The sequence below is a fragment of the Trichormus sp. NMC-1 genome, from assembly GCF_001858025.1.
In the GTDB taxonomy this organism is placed as follows: Bacteria; Cyanobacteriota; Cyanobacteriia; order Cyanobacteriales; family Nostocaceae; genus Anabaena.
In genome coordinates this window covers 119,406-143,368 of sequence record NZ_LZQD01000005.1, presented here as the reverse complement: position 1 = coordinate 143,368, position 23,963 = coordinate 119,406, and the positions used below count along the sequence as shown (strand labels likewise).

The window sequence follows — 23,963 nt, the reverse complement described above, 5'->3', positions numbered from 1 at the left end:
ATGAATAATAATTTATCTTCTCTACAAGTAAAAGATATTGGTGAACAAGGTCTTTTAGAAAGATTACAACGCTTTTGTCCACCAGATGTAATTGGAGATGATGCCGCAGTATTAACCACTAACCCAAATAAATCTTTGGTAGTGACAACAGATATGCTCGTTGATGGTGTGCATTTTAGTGATGTTACCACTTCCCCAGAAGATGCAGGTTGGCGGGCAGCGGCAGCGAATTTATCAGATTTAGCCGCAATGGGTGCGTTTCCCTTGGGGATCACCGTTGGACTGGGTTTACCTGGTGATATCAGCGTTAATTGGGTGGAAAGACTATATCAGGGAATGACAGAATGCTTGCAAAAGTATAATGTGCCTATAGTTGGCGGTGACATTGTGCGATCGCCCATCACCACTTTAGCAATTACCGCTTTTGGTCAAGCTACACCCGATTTCATTATTCGTCGTTCCGCTGCACAAGTAGGATATGCGATCGTTGTCACAGGCATTCACGGAGCCTCCCGTGCAGGCTTAGAATTACTCTTACACCCGGAAATAGGGCAAAACCTCAAAACTGAAGAAAAGGCAGCTTTAATCACCGCCCACCAGCGTCCCAACCCACGTTTAGATGTTATACCCATACTCAAGGAAATTCTCATATCCCCCTGCCCTATTCCTATAGCCGGTATGGATAGCAGTGACGGTTTAGCAGATGCTGTGCTACAAATCTGCCGAGCTAGTCATGTCGGTGCTGTGCTGGAATATAGCCAAATCACCATTCCCAAAGCTTTTGAAAAATGGCTAACCGCAGCACAAGCGCGAGAATATACTCTTTATGGTGGAGAAGACTTTGAATTAGTACTGTGTTTACCCCAAGATACAGCAGAGACTTTGGTAAAACAACTCAGCACAGATGCAGCCATCATTGGCACAATCACACCAGATTTAACAGTCTTATTGCATGATCAAAATCAAAAAATACCTGACCAAATTCTCAGCCTTAATCAAGGATTTAAACATTTTACCAAGTAGGGGCGCGGAAAACCCCATGAGTATCAACTTAAGCTCAAACCGTTTTCCCACAGCCATTCTACCCCACCCCTTAGTCCCCTCACCTCTTGAGGGGAGGGGAAGTTTTACGTTAGTAAAACGGGGGTGGGGTGATTCTGGATAGATTGGTAATTGAGTAAGTTGGATATAACGTCATTGACTAGTCTTTCACGTTAAGTTGACACCAATGGGAAAACCCGCCCTTATCAATCGTCAAGATTTCAGGAGTTAGTTATTACTGTCACCGAAACAGTGCTGAGTAAAACTGACTCTACCCCCAATCACCTAACTATGCCCACTTCTGAGCTACTAATTCCGCCAAATCTAGAACTCGTTGGCTATAGCCCCACTCATTGTCATACCATGCCATGACTTTGATCATGTCATTGCCCATAACCAAAGTTAAGCTGGCATCAACAATAGAAGATTCATCAGTACCTTGATAATCAGATGAAACCAGTTGCAGTTCGGTGTAGCCTAAAATGCCTTTGAGATGACCTTCAGCCGCATCTTTCAACGCTTGGTTAACTTCTTCAGTAATAGTACGCTTCTCAACCTGAACCACGAAGTCTACCATTGACACGTTGGGAGTGGGTACACGCAAAGCAACACCATTCAGCTTGCCTTTTAGCTCTGGAATTACCAGTGCTACAGCCTTTGCCGCACCAGTAGAGGTAGGTACAATGTTGATAGCTGCCGCTCTAGCCCGACGTAAATCACGGTGAGAAGCGTCTAGCAAGCGCTGGTCACCAGTGTAGCTGTGGGTGGTGGTCATCGAACCTTTAATGATGCCAAATTTATCATTTAACACCTTGGCAATAGGAGCCAAACAGTTGGTGGTACAGCTGGCGTTACTGATGATATTGTGGATGTTGTGGTCATAATCATGATGATTCACACCCATCACAAAAGTGCCATCTTCGTTTTTACCAGGGGCTGTAATCAGAACCTTTTTAGCTCCAGCATTGACGTGCCGCATTGCCCCTTCTTTGCTGGTAAAAACACCAGTTGATTCAATAATCAGGTCAATGTCCCACGCTTTCCAGGGCAAGTTATCTGGGTTGCGATCAGATACGCATTTAATCGTCTTACCGTTGACGGTGATGGAGTTATCATCGGCACTGATATCAGCACCTTTTAACTTCCCTAGCATCGAGTCATACCTTAGCAGGTGAGCATTGGTTCTGGGATCTGATGTGTCATTAATAGCAACAAGATCTATATTGCTATTCTCTCTACCCACCCAGCAACGTGCAAAGTTCCGTCCAATGCGCCCAAAACCGTTGATTGCAACTCTAATCACAGTGTCTTGCCCTCTGTATTTATGCCTATAAGTTGATATCGTTGACCCCAATCATATCGCAAAGGGGGGGAGTGTTTATAACCATAAAGTGTTAGATCTAAAAAAAAACACACAATTTATTCAGGATTATGCGAGTAAAGGTTGTGAGTGGCGATGTACAATCTCACCGATTCCGGTACTAAATCAATAATTGAATGGCTTTGGTCACAAAGTTCACGGATGATACTTGACGAAACCTTAACTAAGGGTGTATGCAGTAATTGCCAGTTGATGCTACGAGACTGCTCTCTCACTTGTTGCTCAACTTGCTTGCAGATTAACTCACTTTGAGCTATAGTCTCACCACCTAGTAGTCGGGGTGCGATTAACCAATCGCACATTTGTGCTAATTCATGTCCACGATACCAACGGGGTAAAGTTTGGAAAGCATCCAAACCGATAATCCAATACCAATGAGTATTTGGGTAACAAGCAGATAAATCAATCAGGGTGTTAATAGCATAGGATCTCCCAGAGCGTTCTCTATCAATTAGAGAGATAGTAAACGCTGGGTTATTCATTGTGGCAAGTTGCAGCATTACTACTCGATGCTCAAACAAAGCTGCTTGTTTATGAGGAGGATTTCTTGATGGTACCCAAATTACTTGTTCTACGTGTACTTGAGCTAATGCTGTTTCAGCTATAAGTAGATGTCCCCAATGAATTGGGTCAAATGTGCCACCAAAAATTGCTAATCGTTGCATCCAGTCCAGAGATTGGGTTAAAGGCAGCAGAAGGGCTGAAGAGCTTTTCTAGCGGGACTATTCCCTTGAGATCAGAAACTTCTTGCTCTAAGGAGTTGAATAATATTTTCACTGTCAATGTACTATTGTAGTCAATTCATAGTGAGGCTTGATGCAATTTCCTATCAGTTTCATAGACCTGAGGACTTTCGTAGCTATTTCCAGTAAAACAAACAAAAATATGTATTTAAGATTACAAGATTTTTTTTCCCGATGTAGCCCCAATTTTCAGAATAGTCATAAGAAGATATTAAAAATAGAAAAAATCTCTTATGAGGGTAATATCTTTCTGAATAAGCAAAAACGAACTAAAAAATTAACCCTTTATTCAGGTAGGAACATCTTACAAGGGCAGTATCAGTAAAAATCAAAATCCTGTTATGATACGCGTGTCATTTGTGATGATTGTGTGGTGTGGTGTAAGAGGAATAAAAAATGAGTAATTCTATAGATTTTAGCGGTAGACCATTTCATTTCATTGGGATTGGTGGCATTGGAATGTCTGCCCTGGCTCATGTTTTGGCAAAGCGTCAATTACCAGTATCCGGTTCTGATTTGCGTCCTAACCAAATTACCCGCAAGTTAGAATCTCTCGGCGCTCACATTTTTAGCAGACAAGAAGCCAGCAATCTTGAATTCTTTCTGCCTCAAGTATCGGCGAATGGAGTATCATTAAATTCACAAGAACAATTGTCTGATCACAAGACAATACTTCCTCAAGTAATTTGTTCCACAGCTATAAACAACAATAATTTGGAATACAAAGCAGCCTTAGAATTGGGTTGCCCGATTTTACATCGTTCTGATGTCCTAGCTGCCTTGATTGCTGATTACCATAGTATTGCTGTGGCAGGAACTCACGGCAAGACTACAACAAGTAGCATGATTGGTTATATGCTCTTGCAAGCTGGTCTAGATCCTACCATTTTAGTGGGTGGTGAAGTCAACGCTTGGGAAGGAAATGCTCGACTGGGCGCAAGTCAGTATCTGGTAGCTGAGGCAGATGAATCAGATGGTTCTCTGGTGAAACACGCCCCAGAAATTGGGATCATCACTAATATTGAACTTGATCACCCTGACCATTACGACACATTAGAGGAAGTGATTGACACTTTCCAAAAATTTGCCCAAGGTTGCAAAACTTTAATAGGTAGCATTGATTGTGCCACAGTGCGCGATAGTTTGAAACCAACCATCAGCTATAGCCTAAATCCAGATACCAACGCTGACTATACCGTTACCAACATTGACTATCGCGCTGATGGTACAACTGCACTCGTTTGGGAAAAAGGTAAAGCATTAGGTGTATTAAATGTACGCCTCTTGAGTCGGCATAATCTCAGCAATGCTCTGGCAGCAGTAGCTGTGGGACGCTTACTCGGTTTAGAATTCGGGGAAATTGCTAAAGGTATCGCCACCTTTGAAGGTGCAAGACGGCGCTTTGAGTTCCGGGGGGAAGCAGCCGGTATTACCTTTATTGATGACTATGCCCATCACCCTAGTGAGATTCGTGCTACTCTTGCCGCAGCACGTCTCCAAGCCAGACCAGGACAGAGAGTAGTAGCCATCTTTCAACCCCATCGTTATAGTCGGACACTGACATTTTTAGAAGAATTTGCCGAATCCTTTACCCATGCTGATTTAGTAGTCATAACTGACATTTACAGTGCAGGTGAACCTGATTTAGGACAAATTAGCGGTGAAAAACTGGCAGCCGAAATTGCCAAACAGCACCAGCAGGTAATTTATCAACCAACTTTATCTTTAGTGTGTGAATTCTTGTTGTCAACGCTGCGCCCTGGTGACTTGGCATTGTTTCTTGGTGCCGGTAATTTAAATCAGGCGATTCCCGAAGTCATTGCCACACTTCGGGAACTGGTTACAGCCACATCCTAAGTGGAGCAAGCTTGCTAGGTTTTGTTTTGTGAGTTCATTCTCTATCTAGCAATGGTTTCATTAGTTAATGTTATTACCGGATCTGAACGGTAAATAAATGTCATAGAAATTACCAATAAAAGCAACGATGACAATCTCCCAGGCAGTTGGAAACGTCTGTACTATTTCGGCTTTGACTACCAAGAAACAGGAAGCAATTAAGGTGGTCGATAGTAAATTAATTTACTTACCCGGCACTGATTGTGCAATCAAGCCCCAGGCTTCTTTATCAGCGTTTACTTCCTACAGAGTTGGGGGCGGGGCAGAATGGTATGTTGCCCCCCGCAACGTAGAAGCATTACAAGCAAGTATTAAGTATGCCCAAGAACTGGCTTTACCAGTAACTATATTGGGAGCCGGTTCTAACTTGTTAGTAAGTGATCAAGGTATACCCGGTTTAGTTATTGCTACTCGTCATTTTCGCTCTAAGCACTTCGACTCACAAACCGGTCAATTAACCGTCGCAGCCGGAGAATCTATTCCCAGCTTGGCATGGGAAGCAGCAGATTTAGGATGGGAAGGCTTAGAGTGGGCTGTTGGTATCCCTGGAACAGTTGGGGGTGCTGTGGTCATGAATGCAGGAGCGCATAATAGCTGTATTGCAGATATGTTAATTAGCGCCGAAGTACTCTCACCCGATGGCACATTAGAAACTCTCACCCCATCTGAATTAGGTTATAAATACCGAAGTTCTTTATTGCAAGGCGGCAAACGTATAGTCACGCAAGCTACCTTCCAACTCCAACCAGGTGCAGATCCAGCACAAGTTATAGCCACAACCAAACAAAACAAACAGCATCGGCTTAGTACCCAACCTTACAATTTTCCTAGTTGTGGTAGTGTGTTCCGCAATCCTAAACCTTATACTGCTGGGTGGTTGATTGAACAAGCTGGTTTAAAAGGCTATCAAATCGGTGGAGCGCAAGTAGCACTACTTCATGCCAATTTTATCGTTAATCGTGGTGGGGCTAAAGCCAGCGATATCTTCTGTCTCATTAGTCATATTCAACATCAGGTACAAGAACGCTGGTCAATTTGGTTAGAGCCAGAAGTTAAAATGATCGGCGAGTTTCAACCTGTTTGCTGATAGGTTACAGAGGGCAGGTGACTCTTGACAGGGGGCAGGGGGATATTATCTTCCTATTACCTATTACCCATTACCAATTACCAATTACCAATTACCCACCACATCTATAATTGAATTTGATTTGTTATTCAAAGCATAAGTGGAAAATTAATTATGACAGCAGGAAAAGGACAGGGCTTTGGTTTTGGCTTAGGAAAAATGAAAGAACTGGCTGACGCTTTCAAAAAAGCCCAGCAAGTTCAAGAAGGTGCAAAACGTCTCCAAGAAGAATTGGAGCAAATGGAGATTCAAGGAGAATCGGGTGGTGGACTGGTTAAGGTAATTGTCAGTGGGAACCAAGAACCGAAGCGGGTGGAAATTTCCCCAGATGCTTTGGGAGAAGGTGCGGAAGTACTTTCTGATCTTCTGACAGCAGCCATGAAAGATGCCTACAACAAGTCCACTACCACCATGCGGGAACGTATGGAAGAATTAACCAGTGGACTGGAACTACCTGGATTTTAGTCATTAGTCATTAGTTCAGTGGTCAGTTGTCACTAGCAACAACAACTGACATCTGACATCTGACATCTGACACGCAAAGCAAAATTTATGCCTTACAAGTTACTATTTGTCTGCCTGGGGAATATTTGTCGCTCGCCCTCGGCAGAAAATATTATGAATCATCTGATTGAGCAGACTGATTTGAGCGCTAGTATTCACTGTGATTCTGCTGGTACTTCTAGCTATCACATTGGTAGTCCACCTGACCGACGCATGAGTGCGGCAGCGTCTACAAAGTTGGGAGTTAAACTACGTGGTCAAGCTCGCCAATTTCAAAAATCTGACTTTCAAGAATTTGATTTGATTTTGGCGATGGATAAAGACAATTTTGAAAATATCCTCGCTGTTGACCTTTCTGGGCAATATCACCATAAAGTTCGCTTAATGTGTGATTTTTGTTCTAGACATACAATCAGAGAAGTTCCCGACCCCTATTATGGCGGCTCAGAAGGATTCAATCAGGTTATTGACCTACTGCTTGATGCTTGTGAAGGTTTGCTGGACTATGTTAAAAGTCAACAACTTTAGGAAATAGGAGTCAGGAGTCAGGAGTCAGGAGGCAGGGTGCTGGCTTGCCGTGAGCGTAGCCGATAGCGTAGCGTGGCGTATGACTCCTACGTCGTCACGCAAGCTATAGCCATACGGGGGCAGGGGGCAGTAGATAATTATTTCTCCGCGTCTTGAGCGTCACCCCATCACCCCATGACTCTATTCCACCAGACCATGCTTCATCGCAAAACGCACGAGTTCGGCTCGGTTGCTAGTTGAAGTTTTTCTCAATAAACTGCTGACGTATTTTTCTACCGTTCGCGCACTCAGATGTAGCTGATGACCCATTTCGGCATTAGATAAACCATGAGTCAGTAGATATAGAACCTCCTGTTCTCTGGTAGTCAGTGATGAGAGTAGTTGGGGTGAATGGATTTGAGTAGACAGAGAATTATGGGCTTCCTTTGCTTTTGTAGCGGTGTAAGCGCCTAAATTATCTTGATGAGAAGAACGGTACTCCGTTTGGATAATTTGCGATCGCTCTAGCAAATTACGAATAGCTGCGGCTAATTCTTCTAGTTCAAAAGGCTTAGGTAAATATAAATCGCACCCTGATTGATAGCCCAGAATTCTTTCTTGGGTTTTGGTTCGCGCTGTTAACAAAATTACAGGTAGTAACCTAAATTCTGCTTGTTGACGCACCCGACGCACCAGTTCATAGCCGTTCATCCTTGGCATGACAATATCTGTGACAATCAAATCAGGATGATATTGGTCAACCATAGACAAAGCCTCTTGACCGTTATCAGCCATGATCACCGAATAGCCAGACAGTTCAAGATAATCACTAATAGACAGACGAGTGCCCAGGTCGTCATCCACTACAAGGATCTTCAAGGGCATGGACAGTACACCCCTACCATTTTTGTTACTCAGCAATTTGCTTTTATGAACACTATTAATAGACACTGGCAATATATAGTGTTCTTATGTTTCATAATATGACAGGATTACCTACTAATGACTGCCTTAAGAGTTATTTATAAAGAAAATCTTAAATTCTTTAGAAGTGTTTATGAAACTTGATGCAAATTAGACTCTCTGTGTTGAGTAGTATTACAGGGCGAAATTAAAACTTAAAAAAGCTGGTTTAAGCTGCTTTTCGGGAATTTTTAATGATTGGTTGACTTACGCCGTTGTGTACTAAGTGCTGAGAGTTTTGTAATTCGTAACAATTCTCTCAGCAGATGCAGCCATTGCTCACCTATCAAGAAATTATGATGATAATATCTAATCAAGCATTTATAATGCTATGATAAAGGATTACTTGAAACGTAAGCTTGATTAGTCTCAAGCCTATATTATTTAACGGAAGAATGCATTTTTAGTTGATTTACACTTAAAATTACTATTCCCATAGATTCACAGAACAGTCTCAAGAAATTTTTAGGCATATTTAACACAAACAAGATTTTCAATGAGTGACAAAAACGAAGGTTATAAAGTTATCACCGACAATCGTCAAGCCCGTTATTTGTATGAAATCCTGGAAACCTACGAAGCTGGAATTCAGCTAACAGGAACAGAGGTCAAGTCAATCCGTGCGGGTAAAGTTAATCTCCAAGATGGTTATGCGTTGATTCGTAACGGTGAAGCATGGCTAATAAATGCACATATTTCACCTTACACCTCTAGTGGACAATATTTTAATCATGAACCGCGCCGCACACGCAAGTTATTGCTGCATCGCCAAGAGCTTCGGAAGCTAATTGGTAAGGTAGAACAGCAGGGTTTAACCCTCGTCCCGTTGAAAATGTATCTTAAACGCGGCTGGGTAAAAGTGAGTATCGCCTTGGGTAAAGGAAAGAAACTTCACGACAAGCGCGAAGACCTCAAACGTCGTCAAGACCAGCGCGATATTCAACGGGCAATGAAAAGTTATTGAGCGAGACTGTCAATCAAATACCACAGCGGACTGAGAAACGGCTTCCAGCAAAGAGAATATTATATATCCTCAGCCTGATTTGGGATGAAACCTAGTTTATAGCCGCAGGTTGATGTGGCTTATTGTGAGAATCGGTACAGTGGTGATTATCTGAGTAAAGGATGAGGCTTTCTGACTATGAAAAGTAATTTTACCAAAGCTGTTGGCGCTGGGGTTCTCACTTTGAGTATGGGGATTTTGCCCTTAAGCCTTCTACCCGCACAAGCCCAAGTGAATCAACCGAGAACTGATACTGACCGCACCACGACTGTTTATGATCGCAACGATGTAGATTGGGGTTGGCTAGGATTGATTGGTCTATTAGGTCTAGCGGGTTTAGCGGGTAAAAAGCGTGAAAATGAACCAACCCGTTACCGTGACCCCAATACCCCAGGGGCCAGCACCTACAGGGACTAGTATCAATTTTGGATTTGGGATTTTAAATTTGGAATTGGGTATAGTGAATGTGAGTTAGTTTTGGGAATTTGTCATCACAGTACGATCTATCCAAATTGGGTATGAAAATAAAATAGTCTGTTGTCAGTAGAAAGATACTGACAACCACACTTATCCGCAAATTAGCATCAAATCCTCATACAGTATAGGCTGACATCAAACCTCTGAATAATTTTACTCAAGAAAATCAGTTGGTTGCGGTTTCTGGGTTGGGTTGAGCAGTTTCTGGCGCTAAAGGTGTCCAGTAGCTGGCAATTAAGGCGACCATGAACCACCAGAGAGTATTAACAGCTGGACGATACCAGACAGTATCTACTGTGCCGTGAGCGAGCATACCAAAAATAGTAGCGATCGCTCCAATTACCCAAAATCCCTCTAAACTTCTGGATTGTCGCAACCGTTGCATTTGCATAAATGCAGCATTAATGGTGACAATTATTAACCAGAGAAAACAAGCTAAACCCATAAAGCCAGTTTCTACAGCAATCTCCAGAAAAATTGAATATGCACTCAAAGCCGTAAATCGGGGTTGTTGGTAGAGAGGATAGACCTGATTAAAAGAATGGTGTCCAGGTCCAATACCAATAATTGGGCGATCGCGGATCATCTTAAAAACAGCATCCCAGACATTACGACGAAAATTATTACTACTATCTTGGCGGTCGGCAAATATACTGAGAACCCGCTGTTGTACAGGTTCGACAAAAATCACAGCCAGCACCAATACCCCAACTAAACCGCCCACAATAATTGGCAGTGACCAAGTTCGCCAAAAGGTCGGCATTTCCAAACTCCACCAATAAACTAGCAATGCCATCACAGTCAAAAGTGCCACCAATAAACCAATCCAGCCACCACGACTATAAGTGAGAACTAAGCAAGAAATATTAATAACAAACATCGTTACAGCTAAAGCTTTTCTCATCGGGCCCTGCCAAGCAAAAATAGCCACCAAGCTGAAAATCACGGCGGGTATCAGGTATCCTGCTAGTAAATTGGGATTGCCTAAATAACTGTAAACCCTTGTAGTCTTGGATAAAGGAGACTCAGGATCGACCCAAGTTGCCAAGGCTTTAGCGCCAAAAAACCATTGTCGGATGCCATATACGCCGACAATCAGCGATATATGTAAGTAAAGACTAATCAGCCAAGATCGAAATCGGGAAAACCTCAGCACCCTAGCGCATAAGGTAAAAAGTAACAAATAGAGTGTTAATGTTGCCAAGTCATTCAATGCTGCCTTTTTCACTGGTGATAAGGCTGTAGCGATCGCGGCTATTCCCCAATAAAGTAATACCAACAGATGAATCGGAGTGACAGATGCTGGATTTCCAGAATTTTTTTCATCTGATAAAGTTAGCAGCACCCAGAATCCTATACAAGCCACCAACAATACCAGCATTAAACTACTGGACACAAAAGGTGCAAAACCATAGATGAGGCTGAGAAGAGCCGCCGCTATTGTATCTCCCCACTGCATTAAAATACTAGTTTGCCGCCACGGACGCAAGATACCGACCAGAAACCGATGCAGGTAGCTGGTAGTCAAATATTCTTTCAGAGGTACAGAGGATAAAGTAAATCTTTGCCAGACTAAATTCATAGAAATGTTATGACCAATTAGCAGCTACAGCAATCCTAGCGGAGGTTGTGAACATTGTGTAGTTTGGCTTCTTACGCAGTAATTAACTGATCACGCTCATATATAAGTCACCCAACACCCACTATAAAATATGTGTTCACAATTCCTGACGGATTGCTGGCTTTAATGATAATCGGGGTCGCTATACAAAGATCACCGTCAGGATTAACAATTGATTTGATCTTTGACACTCCCCTTGGTCATTAAACATCATTCATTGTGAGGAAGTGGACGATTGCCGTGGCAAAGTAATCACATAACGATATCCTGATTCTGGGGAACCTTGAATCGAAATTTGTCCTTTGTGCAGTTCTGCCAGCTGACAGCTAAGTAACAGACCTAGTTTCTCACGAGACAGATTACCAGATAAATTGGCTAAATTATCATCAGTAGCGCCAACCAAAATTCCTAAATGATTATTCATCAAGTGTTCTGACTCCTCCCATATTTTGGGACAAGCCTCCTGATTTTCTAAATGAATATTATACTTTCCTGCCTCGCGTACCATTTCCAACATTGGCAAAGAATCGACGCGCAAGTAAGGATCAATCTCGCTGATGCCATCTCCCAACCAGGGATGGGAAACCCAAACGGTAATACTGAGTGTATCTTCTTTATAAGCAACGTGAACACGAACAATACTACTTGTTGCAGAAAGTTGAATCACACTAAAGATCAAGTGATACAGCATTTGCCGCACTTTATCTTTATCCAAAGGCCAAACGCGATTGCGTCCTGGTTCTATAGATAAGCGAATATCTTGCTCACGGCGACCAGCTACTTCTGCTAGGGTATTGATAGCTTGTTGACACAGCATTTCCACATCTACAGGGACTAAGTTCAACACATTTGAACTATCATCCATGATTCCTAGACCAGTAATTTCATTGACTAGGGAAAGTAAGTAACGCCCGCTATTTTGGATAATCTCTAGATATTCCCGCTGCTTAATCGTTAAAGGCCCATAAATTTCCCGGCCGAGAACACCAGCCATCCCCAGTACAGATGTTAAAGGTGTACGTAACTCTTGAGTTAACTGGTCTAAAAGTTCGAGTTTGAGTTGCTGAGTAGAACTAGAGCTTTGTTCTAAAATCGGTGGGGCAATTTTCAGATCTATTGTTTGGTCTTCTGGGAATGAAAAACTAGGAATTCTGCGGGCAGGACTTTCTTCTGATTTTCCTTGCAGCAATCGGTTGCGTTCAAATTCACTCATGCTCCAACGAGCAATAATTTGCAAAAACTCAATATCTCGCTCTGTAAAATTGCGGTGCTTGCGATCCATCACTGCCAATGCACCTAGGCAATATCCAGAAGCATCAATTAATGGCGCTCCTAAGTAGGAACGGATACCATAATTCTGCACTAACTTGCTGGAGGCTATTTCTGTATTGTTAGTATCGCTAGTATCATTAATAACTACTATTCGCGATGTCTCTACTACTTGGGTGCAAAAGGAATCTCGGCGTAATAATTGACGGCTTTGTGCCAAATCATTCATTAGTCCTAATCTTGATAAGCCTACCGACGATTTGAACCAGTGGATTTCTTGATCTATAAATCCCAAAATGGAAATTTCTGCGTCCAAAAAGTGGGCAGCGGTTTGAGCGGCTTCTTCAAATACCGGAATTGTTTGGGGTTGCTTCAACCCTAATTCTGACAATAGTTTGAGGCGTTGTTGTTCTTTGGTTGGTAAAGAATTCCAACCATCATTGGGGGCAAATAATTTATTGTCATGCTCTACCATTGCCGCTGCTACCTTGATACTTCTAGATACTGTAAGTTTTATAACCGCTGTGATCAGGTTACTATTTATTAGCATTCCCAAATTTCACCTCCGATTCACAAATTTGGCAAAAATTTTTTATTTAGTTATGGGAGTTGGTGAAAAAGTATCTAGGACTGATTAATCATGGGTAGTAAAGCTTTTTACTGAGTTTCAGGATTTTTACTTTTTGAGCTAGGATATTGCTACTTAATTTTTGATACTACTTGGTAATAAATCAAATGGTGATTAAAGTTCCTTTTGTAGACCTGAACTCACAACATCAGCCAATTCAAACTCAATTACAACAGGCAATTGAGGATGTATTCACAAAGGGAGATTTTATTCTAGGTCAAGCTTTATCTGATTTCGAGTCAGCCTTTGCAGCCGCATCTGCGACAGAATATGGAATTGGTGTAGCATCTGGAACCGATGCGATCGCTCTTGGTCTACAAGCTTGTCACATCGGTGCTGGTGATGAGGTGATTTTACCAGCTAATACTTTTGTCGCCACATTGATTGGTGTCATCAATGCTGGCGCTAAACCAATTTTAGTAGATTGTGACCCCAAAACCGCCTTAATTGACTTGGAGGCAGCCGCTCAAGCCATTACACCCCAAACCAAAGCTATTATTCCCGTACACCTATATGGTCAGATGGTATCACCAAGCCAATTATTAAATTTTGCAAATACTCACAAAGTCTTAATTTTTGAGGATGCAGCCCAAGCACACCTGGCTGAACGGGAAGGATATAAGGCAGGTTCAGTGGGTACTGCCGCCGCCTTTAGTTTCTATCCCAGCAAGAATTTAGGCGCATTTGGGGATGGAGGGATGGTAGTGACCACAGATGCAGATGTAGCAGCAAAAATGCGCCGCTTGCGAAATTACGGCTCATCTCAAAAGTATGTACATATCGAATCAGGTACGAATAGCCGCTTAGATACCTTGCAAGCCGCTGTACTACATAAAAAATTACCCTATTTATCTCAGTGGAATAGCGATCGCCTGACCATCGCCCAGATGTATGATAGAGAACTAGCACCGTTAGCTTATGCTGGTATTATTCCTATGCAAAACCAAAGCGGCACAGGACACATATATCATCTTTATGTGATCAAAATTGATGATTCTTGCCCCCTATCACGTCAGCAATTACAAGCACAACTGACCGCAGCCGGAATTCAAACTGGCATTCATTACCCAATTCCCTGCCATCTTCAGCCCGCATTTAGTTATTTAGGTTATCAACAAGGAGACTTTCCCCAATCAGAAAAGCTATCTCAACAAATACTATCTTTACCAATGTATCCAGGTTTGAAAAATAGTCAAATCACAGAAGTGATAGATGCTATTAATTCAAGTTGGGAATTAAAAGAAAACTGAGTTTAATTTATTTTACTTACTCAGCAATAGCCAGTATTCATGGCAAGTTTGAATTTTAACTTTTGAGTTTTAAATTTTGAATTATAACTATGGCACTCCAGCAACAAATTAAAAGCAGAAACACAGCCCAATTGTTAAGTTTCGGAATTTTCGGAATTTTGCTCTTGCTTTATGCTCCTATATTGCTACATTGGTTAGATGGTTGGCTGCACAAAACTATCAGTATAGAACATGAGTATTTCAGCCACGGTATTATCGGTCTCCCATTTGCTGGTTATCTGGCTTGGACAAACCGGAAACAGTGGCAACGTTTAGCTAATATTACCCATCCTATTGGCCTTGGCTTATTAATAACAGGGGTGATTTTTTATTTAAGTGGTGTAACTGAATGGGTTAATCTTTCCTTGCCCATCATACTGTCAGGACTTTGCTTATGGTTCAAGGGAATACCAGGGTTAAAATTACAAGGATTTCCCCTAATACTAGTATTTTTAGCCACTCCAACAGCATTACCTTACTTGATAACTCCCTATAGCTTTCCTCTGCAAAGCTTTATTGCTGGTACAGCTGCCTTTATCCTCAATCAATCTGGGATGACAGTAGTAGTAGATGGTATAAATTTATATATAGGAGGGAGAATTGTGGAAGTAGCCCCCTATTGTGCAGGCTTGAAAATGTTATTTACCACTCTTTATGTGGGCTTAATGCTGCTTTATTGGACAGATGCTTTATCTTCACGGCGGATAACTTTTGGCTTTCTATCTATTGCTGTCGTCATTAGTGTGACTGCTAATATCATTCGTAACACTTTACTGGCATACTTTCACGGTACAGGCCAAGATGGAGCTTTTTCATGGCTACATGAAGGTTGGGGTGGCGACCTATACTCTGGTTGTATGTTGTTATTACTAATACCTTTGCTAAATTGGATGAATAGTTATTTCTCAGAAGCATCAGCAATTAAGTTAGACGAGGAAATGGGAGAAGTTTAAACAATTTAAAATTCCATAGACATCTTGTGAAACAAGGATGTAGAGACGTTGCATGCAACGTCTCTACAAGGGTTCTGGAACACGCATATTTGAATTTGGTCGATTTCTAATACAAGTAGCTGGGTGTAACAACTTAATTGGGACAAAGCAAATAGGAAGAGATTTTTAGCCTAGTTCATATTTACATACAGCAGATTGCAGGTTGCAGAAAGTACAAAATGTCACCTGCTATAGTATAATGTAGCCTACGTGTAGAAAATTTTACTAATGACTTCCTTATCCAAGTTTTTCAAGGAACAGCAATGGAGTCAGGTAGCAGTGCTAATATTGCTGGTACTGCTGTTAGTAGTGGGAGCAGTTCCTGGATACCTAACAGGAAAATGGTCATGGAAACAGCCACCACCAATTACTCAACTCAAGGAATTGAAAAATATTCGGAAAGTGGGATTAAGTCTTCCTGGGTGGCAAACCATTAAACAGTCAGAATCACAAATTGGCGAACATAAATGGTCTTTACAGATACTCAAGCCAGAAGATTCAGCAATTGAGGTTATACTGCTGTTGCTACCACAAAACGGACCTAGAGATCAACCAGAGATAGAGTGGACAGATGTTAACGGCTGGGGGAAATTAAGTTGGGGAAAGTGGAACATAGCTCAATATCGTGATGCTGAATTTACTGTGAAACAGCCTTCCGTTTCAGAGTCAAATGCCACCAAAAAAGTTGAAGCTAGATTTTTTCGGGCTACGACACAACAACAAACTTTTGCTGTTTTACAATGGTACGCGATGCCCGATGGTGGAACTTCATCTCCACTAAAGTGGTTTGTGGCAGACCAATTGGCACAGTGGCAAAAAAAGCGTGTTCCTTGGGTGGCTGTGAGCATTCTGATACCAATGGAGCCTTTTGGGCAAGTGGAAACATCTTGGACAAAGCTTGAGTCTCTCGGTGCAACAGTGCAAACTGCATTGATGGCCAAAGCTCTTTAAAGTATATTATTTAACTATACTACACTGATGTTGATGGTTCCCAGTTTTTATATGCGTAAATTCAGCGCCCTGTGTTTTTTAACTCTTCAGGTGAGTGTTAGCTTAACCACATCTATCCTACCCGTTGTAGCGCAGCCTTCACCATCTTCAACAGAATCACCAGAACAATTTCCCATACCTCCTACAAGTTCTGAAGTTATATCTCCTAATGCAGACGAAATTTCTCCGCAATTCAACCGCTATCTCTTAGGCATAGGAGATGGAATTAGCGTTGTGGTTCAGCGTCCTCCTGGCCCATACAAGTTAGGAATTGGAGATTCTATTGCTGTGACAGTTGAGCGTTTTCCAGACTTAAGTTTTCAAGCTGCAATTAATTTAGAAGGAAATATTGTCGTCCCCCTATTGGGAGTAATTTTTTTAAAAGGTTTGAGTTTGCAAGAAGCACAGGAAAAAATTCGAGCAGGCTTAGATCGTTATGTCATTAATCCCAAGATATTGTTATCACTGAGTGGGCAACGTCCAGATTTGAGTTTTCAAGCCACAATTAGTCAAGACGGCAATATTGTGATTCCACAAGTAGGGCAAATTTCTATACAAGGCTTAAGTTTAGATGAAGCCCAAGAAAAAATTCGCTTGGCTTTAAGTCGTATTACTACTGATATAATTATAGTATCTTTAGCACAGATGCGACCAGTACAAGTTACTATTACGGGGGAAGTATTTCGTCCAGGAATTTATTCTGCGGGTTCAGGAATGCCTCGAATTACTGATATTTTACCTTTAGCAGGTGGTTCCACCTTGACCGCAGACCTACGACAAGTGGTAATTCGTCGTAAATTAACAGATGGTTCCATAGTTTCCCAAAATATTAACTTATATGCAGCGTTGCAAAATGGTGGTTCACTACCTAACCTGCGCTTACAAGATGGGGATGCAATAATTATACTTCGCCGGGAACTAGGTACTGATGACGGTTATGATCGCAAATTGGTGGCACGTTCCAATTTAGCTATCCCCCAGATTAAAATCCGAGTTTTAAACTATGCCGCAGGAGGAATTGCTACACAATCGCTGCCCAATGGTAGTACATTTCTAGATGTGTTAGGAAGTGTTCCTCTGAATACGGCTAATCTTAGGGATATTGCCTTGGTTCGTTTTGATCCTGAAAAAGGCAAAGCTGTTACTCAAAAGCTTGATGCCAAAAAGGCACTTGGTGGTGATGCTTCTCAAAATGTGGCACTGCAAGATAATGATGTGATTGTTGTTGGTCGAAATCTTGTTGGTAAACTTACTAATTTATTGAGTACCCTTACCCAGCCCTATTTTAATGTGCAATCATTTATCCGTTTTTTTGAAAACTTTGGTAGCGGCTTATTTGGTGGAGGTACAAATAAATAATTTCCAGAAACCATTTATGACTCATAACTAATAATTAATAACTAATTAAATAATATGACACCACCAATTGTTAAACGCTATCTTATTGCGTTTGAAAAGTATAAATGGATTGGATTAGCTAGTTTTTCTTTGGTAGTAGCTGGTTCAGTAGTAGTGGCAATACAACCAGATCCACCAGTTAGTTATGTAGCAGAATCTGCTATGAACTACGTTAGTCCCACAATTTCTTTCTCTAAAACTGGTACGGAAATTCAAGAACAAGGTAAGGAACTGACAGAAGAAATTTTATTATCCAACCAAATTATTGAAAATGTAGCAGCCAAAGTAAAAACTAAGCCAAAAACCATTGGTGCAAATGTGTCAATTAAATTGCCTAAGGCAGACGCAACTGGGAAATTAAATTCTTCAGGTATTATCCTTAAGTATGTAGATAGCAATCCCAACCGAGGCAAAGAGGTGTTGGACGAGTTGATGAAGTCAATGGTTCAGTTGAGTGGCGAGATTAATACTGGACGATTAAAAGCTATTATTAAAAAAGTGAACGATCGCTTACCAGAGTTTAAGCAAGAACTCCAAGCTGCTGAGAATAAACTAGAACAATATGATCGCCGGGAACGACCAGCAATTTTGGCAGCTGAAAATGGAAGTTTGCTAGGTGGTATTACTACGAGCCAAAATCAACAAAGGCAACTTGAATTTACCATTTCTGGAATTGATGCCCAAATCCGTAGTTTAGAAAATAAGTTGGGGTTAACAGTTGGACAGGCTTATGTTTCTTCGGCTTTGAGCGCTGATCCAATTATTGCCAACTTGCGATCGCAAATTTATCAAGCTGAATCACAAATTGCCCTTCTCAGAAAAGATTTACGACCTGAACACCCGACAATGATTCAATTACAGCGCCAAAAAGAAGCTTCTGAAGAATTACTCCAAGAACGTGCCGCTGAGGTGTTAGGAGGTGGTGGGATTGCAGCCCCTATCCAAGGTAATGTTCAGGGTATTCGTACCCAAAGTAGTCTAGATCCTACACGGCAGGCATTAGCAAACCAAATGGTGGCTTTGCAAACCCAAAAAGAGACGCTAGAACAACAACTAAAACAGCAAAAGGAACAGGAGGAACAATTAAGACGAGAATCTTCGCTTGTACCCAATAAACAATTAGAGCGATCGCGTTTGGAGCAGGTAGTTGGTCTGAAAAAAGCTATCTATGACCAAATGCAAGCAAAGCTCACTGATGCTAAAACCGCAGAAGCAGAAACTGTCAGTAGTCTTAGTATTGCCAGCCAGCCAACAGTTAGCGCTGTTCCTATTAAACCAAAGAGTGTCCCTGCGACATTGGCTATCGGTGGTTTCTTGGGTATGGTCATTGGTGGTGGTGTGATATTTTTGTTAGGGTCACTGGAAGGAACTTTCAAAACCAGAGAGGATATCCGCGAAAGTCTCAAACAAAAAGAAGTGCTATTGCTGGGAGAATTGCCTTTGATCCCTGTTGATAATTTAGATCCAGAAGCCTTACCAGTAATACTTTCTCCAGATTCGCCATATTTAGAGTTTTATGAAAAGTTTCGCAGTAATTTACGCCGCATAGGTGGTAAAAACTTAAAGGTAATATTGATTACTAGCGTCAGTAGCCAAGAGGGTAAAACAGTGAGTGCTTATAACTTGGGTATAGCTTCCGCACTGGCTGGGAAAAGAACCTTGATTATCGAAACAGATTTGCGATCGCCCTCCCGCGCTTGGTCTCTGAAAGTTGCTCCTGACACCTATGCCACTATGGAACCACTGCTTTATTATTCCAGCTTGAGTGACTGTATTCGCTTAGTTCCCGATGTAGAAAATTTATACATTATTCCCAGCGCAGGGCCAGTACGTCAATCTGCTGCTATCCTAGAATCGAGCGAAATGCGCCGCCTGATAGAAGACGCACGCGAGCGCTATGATTTAGTCATATTAGATACTAATCCTCTCAGCATTTCCAATGATCCATTGTTAATCCAACCCTATAGTGATGGTATAGTCCTGGTGGCACGACCAAACTATACACAAGAAAATATGTTGGGTGAAGCCATTGATCAATTGCTAGAAGATGAATTAGGACTATTAGGATCTATTATTAATGGTGCTGATATCAAAGTTAATCTACCTGAAGAACTAGTAGAATTACCTACCGCTACGCCTGAGATAGACCTGGAAGTAATCGAACCAGCCGCCGAAATTTCCGCTATTTTCCGCAAAAAATAGCGCCTAATCACCCTGAAACAACCTAAACAGAGGGGCAAAAATCATCCCGAACACAAAGCCGCCGATGTGCGCCCAGTAAGCAACTCCCCCAGTTTCAACACTCATATTGGCAGATGCTTGCAGACTGGCAAAACCAGAAATGAGATTTTGAATAAAGAAAAGACCAATCATTACCACTGCTGGAACATTGATGATGGTGACGAAAAACCCTAAAAAAACTAAGGTTTTAATTTTCGCTTGCGGAAACCAAAGAAGATAAGCACCTAAAACCCCAGCAATTGCACCACTAGCCCCCAAAGAAGGAATAGCAGAATTTATGCCAATAAACCATTGACATAAGGCAGCAGAAGCACCACAAGACAGATAAAAAATCAGATATTTTAAATGTCCTAAGCGTTCTTCAATATTGTTACCAAATATCCATAAATAAAGCATATTGGATATGAGATGCCACCAACCGCCATGTAAAAATTGTGAAGTAAATAACGTTGTCCACTCACCAGCTAAGTTGTTTGTGAACTCTCTTGGTATTAAGGCATATAGCTGAAAAAACTGCTCCAATTGTTCATTAGACAAACTTACTTCATGCAGGAAAATGACAATATTCATGCCAATCAATCCGTAAGTGAAATACGGAGTGATTCGCGTTGGGTTTTCGTCGTAAAGAGGAAACACAGGCGTTTTTTCTCATGATCTATTAATTGCAATATAGCCTGACTAGCTAGAAATTGGTCAGCGAAAAAGGAATAATAATCCCGTGTATGTACTGTGGCAATCTCTATCTCAAGTTTTTTTTGAACTTGCCAGATGAGGATTAATAGGCTGATAATCTAAGTATGCAAGTTTAACTAAAATCTAAAATATGGAAATCAACCTAAATTCTATTGAATCGCTAACCGCTAAGGTGCAAGCAGCAGTTACCGATACTCAAAATTTGGCTAACCAAGTCATTGCTAAAGTTCAAGAAACTACAACTCAGATCGTCGATTTTGCACAAGCAGCGCCCAGTTCCATAGCTAGTGCTGGTATAATTGCTACTCAAGAAACTTTCAAAATAGCCAACAATATCCGGTTTGAGAACTTACCAGCAGGTTTACAACTCAAATTTGCACGGGCTGGTGTGCGCGGTGGAATGCGAAATATTCAAGAAGCAGCCAACGTATTTGAAAGCATTCCGGCACAAATTCGCGCTCAAGGCCCAGAGGCAATTCGTGAATTTTGTCAAGATAAAGACTGGAGCCATATTCAAGCTCATGTCAATGGTGGCGGAAGCGAAGCTACTAACGGCATTTTTGAGCAATTTTGGGTTAATCGCGCCCGTGGTGGTGTGGATATGACTCCAGAAGAACTAGCAGTTGCCAAGCAGGTTTTGGCTGATGCAGCATTTAAAGCAGCAGTTGCAGAGGTAGTTGGCGCAGTTATCAAAGGAGCAGTTGCCGCCGCAGTAATTGAGTTAGTATTCTCCATATTGGAAAACTCATTATTATGCGTTGAAGGCAAAATTACACAGCAGGAGTTAGTGCAGAAAGTTGCCATAGCTACCGCCAAAGCTGGCATTTCTGGTGCTGTAATTACAGGAATTCTTTTAACAATCTGCATGATATTTCCGCCAATTGCGGCACTTTTAGGCGCAGCAGCAATTCCCTTGGCAGTTGCAGGTATTGGTTTTATGGGAGTTCGCGCTTGGGAAATATTCTGTCATGCAGATAGCTTATTTGGTATCACCGCACAAACACAAAAATTCCTGGGAATGACTCAAGCAGTGAGTTAAATCCAACTTTAAAAAGATTCTTCCTGGACCCCACCCCTAACCCCTCCCCGCAAGCGATGAGGGGAATAAGAAGTTTTTCATGTGTCCTGGTGTACGCAGTTCATGATGGCTACTTAAAACACTTTTCAGTCTTTTATAGTTTATGATTTAATTATCACAGGCATTACGATAATCTACTTACAAATAAAATTTTATGGACTTTGTTATCTTAGATACTGAAGGCAACCCCAACTTAAGTGAATTAGCTATTGTTGATAGTCAAGGTGTGGTCATTTATGAAGGTTTTTGTGATGGTAATTCTCATGGTTTTCAAAATGTTTTAAATCTCAAAAGTCTGAAAACATTATTAACGGAATTTCTGACTATTGTTGAAGATAAAAAAATCATCTGTCACTATGCAGAACATGATATTGATATCCTCAAACGTAGTTTTCGACAAGTTGGTTTACCTTGGCAAAATTTACAATTTGATTGTACCTGGATTCTAGCTAAAGACTGTTTTCCAAATTTAGATAGTTATTCTTTAGAGTATTTGAGTAAATATTTTAATCTTCGAGCTAATAATCAATATTTCTTCCTATTTATCTGGTGAAACTACAATCTCTGTAAATCCTGTGATTGAATATTTAAATGAACACAAAACAGAGTTGGAACAAAAATATCATAATGCAGCGATTATTAGTGATGGTGATGATATTGGTAAATTGAGGAATATTGCTGAAGCTTTAACTCACATCCAGTCATTTAAATTAACACAATATCGTTTAGGTAAAAGGGTATTACCAGAACATATTGTTATACAACATGGGCAGAAACATCATGTAATTGCTTTTCTAGAAATTAGTGGAACTCCCTTTACGAGTCGTATTACTAATTTTAATGAATTAGTTATTAATAATCCTCAAAGTAAGTTTGATTTAATTAGAGATGAACGTCAACCAGAGATTAGTGGTAAGGTAGGTAAGGAAAGAATCAAACAACTAGAAAATAGTGCTAATGGGAACTTTATTTTATTCAATAAACAAGATAGAATTCTCTTTGATTTGATTTATGATCTCATTATCAGTATTTATAACAAAGATTTAGATGTAGATTTGGAATCAGCTTTAACTTTCGTGACTACTCATCAAGAATGGTATCACTGGATTTTTTCCATATTTGGTTTTACTCCACCCAAAAAATAAAATCTCAGTTAGGTGAATGATGACTAATGAACTAAAAACACCAACAACTAGCAGTTAGCAACGCTAATATCATTTCTTTGTCAAGACTTTCAAGAGTCCTATGTCCTACAAAGAAACAGGCTTTTAGAGGATGTTTGAAAAATCGCAAAGTAGGGTGGGTATGGCTACGCCACGCAGGCTATAGGACGGTAGTCCGTAACCCACCATAAACTGAAGGAATAATGGTGGGTTAGCGCAGCGTAACCCACCCTACAATTTTGGTTTTGGGTAATTTATTTTTTGGTGTTCCCTTAGAGGATGTTTGAAAAATCGCCAAGTTTACTAGCAACCCCTCTCCATAGACGCGGAGAGGCTGCCCGTAGGGTATCCGATACAGGGAGAGAGGCTTTGATTCTTACTCTCATTCCCTGGTAGAGAAGGGGTTGGGGTTAGGTTTCGAGCAATTTGATCTCTAAATAAAATATTTTGAAAACATCCTCTAAATTTCCTAGAACTTCATAAGATCATAGGACTTACGCATTGACAAAAAATATCATCTATGTAGTCTAGATAATGGCATCCTTGCGAAGGTTGGCAAAAATATGCTCACGGACAACAGAAGTAAACAGATTCCTTTGTACTTCATACCAATTGCTAATTATATTTTCAGAGCGCATAAACTCCAATTTCACAAAAGCTTGAAGTGAACAAAATATATGAGTTTTGATTGCACAGGTATCTCTAACCATGAACCGACAAATTCCACATACTTGTTTTATGGCTCGATGAAATGTTTCAATACCCCAATGGGTATCATGAATTGTGATAAAGGTACTTCTGGTTATGTCTTTGATTTTCTCCTCATCTAGTAGATATAAAATATAATGTCTAGAGTCTTCCTTTTTAAAGTCTTTCCTAAACAATTTTATAAATCCAAATTCTTTCAGATGAGTCCTTAATCCTTCTTGGGGAATAGCCAGAGTGCTTACTTGACAATAC

Annotated in this window: 21 protein-coding genes and 1 pseudogene; 15 read left to right on the top strand and 7 right to left on the bottom strand. The window is 41.0% G+C overall.

The genetic code is table 11. From position 1 onward, the window contains the following. Complete coding sequence (thiL, locus tag A9Y75_RS16850) at positions 1–1,023, top strand: thiamine-phosphate kinase (protein WP_071190706.1); 1,023 nt, start codon at positions 1–3, stop codon at positions 1,021–1,023. 307 nt (positions 1,024–1,330) lie between these two features. Here thiL and A9Y75_RS16845 read toward each other — a convergent pair whose 3' ends face one another. After that, positions 1,331–2,344 carry a type I glyceraldehyde-3-phosphate dehydrogenase gene (locus A9Y75_RS16845; protein ID WP_071190705.1) on the bottom strand — a complete coding sequence of 338 codons (1,014 nt, stop codon included), beginning with the start codon at positions 2,342–2,344 and terminating at the stop codon, positions 1,331–1,333. Between the two features lie 116 nt (positions 2,345–2,460). Then, entirely contained in the window at positions 2,461–3,087 is a 627-nt protein-coding gene (gene nadD / locus A9Y75_RS16840) for a nicotinate (nicotinamide) nucleotide adenylyltransferase (RefSeq protein WP_071190704.1), read from the bottom strand. Between the two features lie 474 nt (positions 3,088–3,561). On the opposite strand from nadD, the gene murC reads away from it, so the two are divergent. From murC to A9Y75_RS16820, 4 genes are all read left to right on the top strand, one after another. Continuing rightward, positions 3,562–5,022 (top strand): UDP-N-acetylmuramate--L-alanine ligase, encoded by a 1,461-nt coding sequence (gene murC, locus A9Y75_RS16835; protein ID WP_071190703.1) that lies wholly within the window; start codon positions 3,562–3,564, stop codon positions 5,020–5,022. Between the two features lie 127 nt (positions 5,023–5,149). Beyond that, positions 5,150–6,148: a UDP-N-acetylmuramate dehydrogenase gene (gene murB / locus A9Y75_RS16830; RefSeq protein WP_071190702.1), complete on the top strand. Its 999-nt coding sequence runs from the start codon at positions 5,150–5,152 to the stop codon at positions 6,146–6,148. A 153-nt stretch (positions 6,149–6,301) separates the two neighbouring features. Next, entirely contained in the window at positions 6,302–6,652 is a 351-nt protein-coding gene (locus A9Y75_RS16825; protein ID WP_016951738.1) for a YbaB/EbfC family nucleoid-associated protein, read from the top strand. An 87-nt stretch (positions 6,653–6,739) separates the two neighbouring features. Further along, positions 6,740–7,219 carry a low molecular weight protein-tyrosine-phosphatase gene (locus A9Y75_RS16820; RefSeq protein ID WP_071190701.1) on the top strand — a complete coding sequence of 160 codons (480 nt, stop codon included), beginning with the start codon at positions 6,740–6,742 and terminating at the stop codon, positions 7,217–7,219. 180 nt (positions 7,220–7,399) lie between these two features. On the opposite strand, the gene A9Y75_RS16815 is transcribed toward A9Y75_RS16820, so the two are convergent. Next, on the bottom strand, positions 7,400–8,083 hold the full coding sequence (locus A9Y75_RS16815; RefSeq protein WP_071190700.1) for a response regulator transcription factor: 684 nt from the start codon (positions 8,081–8,083) through the stop codon (positions 7,400–7,402). A 574-nt stretch (positions 8,084–8,657) separates the two neighbouring features. Between A9Y75_RS16815 and smpB the strand changes: the two genes are divergently transcribed. Continuing rightward, positions 8,658–9,125 carry an SsrA-binding protein SmpB gene (gene smpB / locus A9Y75_RS16810; RefSeq protein ID WP_016951742.1) on the top strand — a complete coding sequence of 156 codons (468 nt, stop codon included), beginning with the start codon at positions 8,658–8,660 and terminating at the stop codon, positions 9,123–9,125. Between the two features lie 177 nt (positions 9,126–9,302). Further along, positions 9,303–9,581, top strand: coding sequence for a WGxxGxxG family protein (locus tag A9Y75_RS16805; RefSeq protein WP_071190699.1), 279 nt, complete (start codon positions 9,303–9,305; stop codon positions 9,579–9,581). Between the two features lie 226 nt (positions 9,582–9,807). Here the strand turns inward: A9Y75_RS16805 and A9Y75_RS16800 are convergent, their stop codons facing one another. Continuing rightward, on the bottom strand, positions 9,808–11,223 hold the full coding sequence (locus A9Y75_RS16800; RefSeq protein WP_071190698.1) for an IctB family putative bicarbonate transporter: 1,416 nt from the start codon (positions 11,221–11,223) through the stop codon (positions 9,808–9,810). A gap of 253 nt (positions 11,224–11,476) precedes the next feature. Then, a complete protein-coding gene (locus A9Y75_RS16795) occupies positions 11,477–13,006 on the bottom strand; it encodes a GAF domain-containing sensor histidine kinase (protein ID WP_071190943.1) in 1,530 nt (509 codons plus the stop codon). Positions 13,007–13,266: 260 nt separating this feature from the next. Between A9Y75_RS16795 and A9Y75_RS16790 the strand changes: the two genes are divergently transcribed. From A9Y75_RS16790 to A9Y75_RS16770, 5 genes are all read left to right on the top strand, one after another. Further along, the gene (locus A9Y75_RS16790) at positions 13,267–14,409 is read left to right on the top strand and encodes a DegT/DnrJ/EryC1/StrS family aminotransferase (RefSeq protein ID WP_071190697.1); all 1,143 of its coding nucleotides are present in this window, start codon (positions 13,267–13,269) and stop codon (positions 14,407–14,409) included. 89 nt (positions 14,410–14,498) lie between these two features. Further along, on the top strand, positions 14,499–15,401 hold the full coding sequence (gene crtB / locus A9Y75_RS16785) for a cyanoexosortase B (RefSeq protein WP_071190696.1): 903 nt from the start codon (positions 14,499–14,501) through the stop codon (positions 15,399–15,401). 267 nt (positions 15,402–15,668) lie between these two features. Then, positions 15,669–16,391: a cyanoexosortase B system-associated protein gene (locus A9Y75_RS16780; RefSeq protein ID WP_071190695.1), complete on the top strand. Its 723-nt coding sequence runs from the start codon at positions 15,669–15,671 to the stop codon at positions 16,389–16,391. Positions 16,392–16,418: 27 nt separating this feature from the next. After that, entirely contained in the window at positions 16,419–17,789 is a 1,371-nt protein-coding gene (locus A9Y75_RS16775; protein WP_071190694.1) for a polysaccharide biosynthesis/export family protein, read from the top strand. Between the two features lie 54 nt (positions 17,790–17,843). Further along, positions 17,844–20,030 (top strand): polysaccharide biosynthesis tyrosine autokinase, encoded by a 2,187-nt coding sequence (locus A9Y75_RS16770; protein WP_071190693.1) that lies wholly within the window; start codon positions 17,844–17,846, stop codon positions 20,028–20,030. A 3-nt stretch (positions 20,031–20,033) separates the two neighbouring features. Here A9Y75_RS16770 and A9Y75_RS16765 read toward each other — a convergent pair whose 3' ends face one another. Further along, entirely contained in the window at positions 20,034–20,705 is a 672-nt protein-coding gene (locus A9Y75_RS16765; RefSeq protein ID WP_071190692.1) for a rhomboid family intramembrane serine protease, read from the bottom strand. Positions 20,706–20,892: 187 nt separating this feature from the next. Here A9Y75_RS16765 and A9Y75_RS16760 point away from each other — a divergent pair, with 187 nt between their 5' ends. From A9Y75_RS16760 to A9Y75_RS29725, 3 genes are all read left to right on the top strand, one after another. Then, on the top strand, positions 20,893–21,801 hold the full coding sequence (locus A9Y75_RS16760) for a hypothetical protein (protein WP_071190691.1): 909 nt from the start codon (positions 20,893–20,895) through the stop codon (positions 21,799–21,801). Positions 21,802–21,994: 193 nt separating this feature from the next. After that, on the top strand, positions 21,995–22,393 hold the full coding sequence (locus A9Y75_RS29730; protein ID WP_071190690.1) for an exonuclease domain-containing protein: 399 nt from the start codon (positions 21,995–21,997) through the stop codon (positions 22,391–22,393). A 22-nt stretch (positions 22,394–22,415) separates the two neighbouring features. Further along, complete coding sequence (locus A9Y75_RS29725; RefSeq protein ID WP_071190689.1) at positions 22,416–22,985, top strand: hypothetical protein; 570 nt, start codon at positions 22,416–22,418, stop codon at positions 22,983–22,985. 545 nt (positions 22,986–23,530) lie between these two features. Here the strand turns inward: A9Y75_RS29725 and A9Y75_RS16745 are convergent. Continuing rightward, a pseudogene (locus A9Y75_RS16745) lies at positions 23,531–23,963 on the bottom strand (IS701 family transposase); the annotation flags it as partial.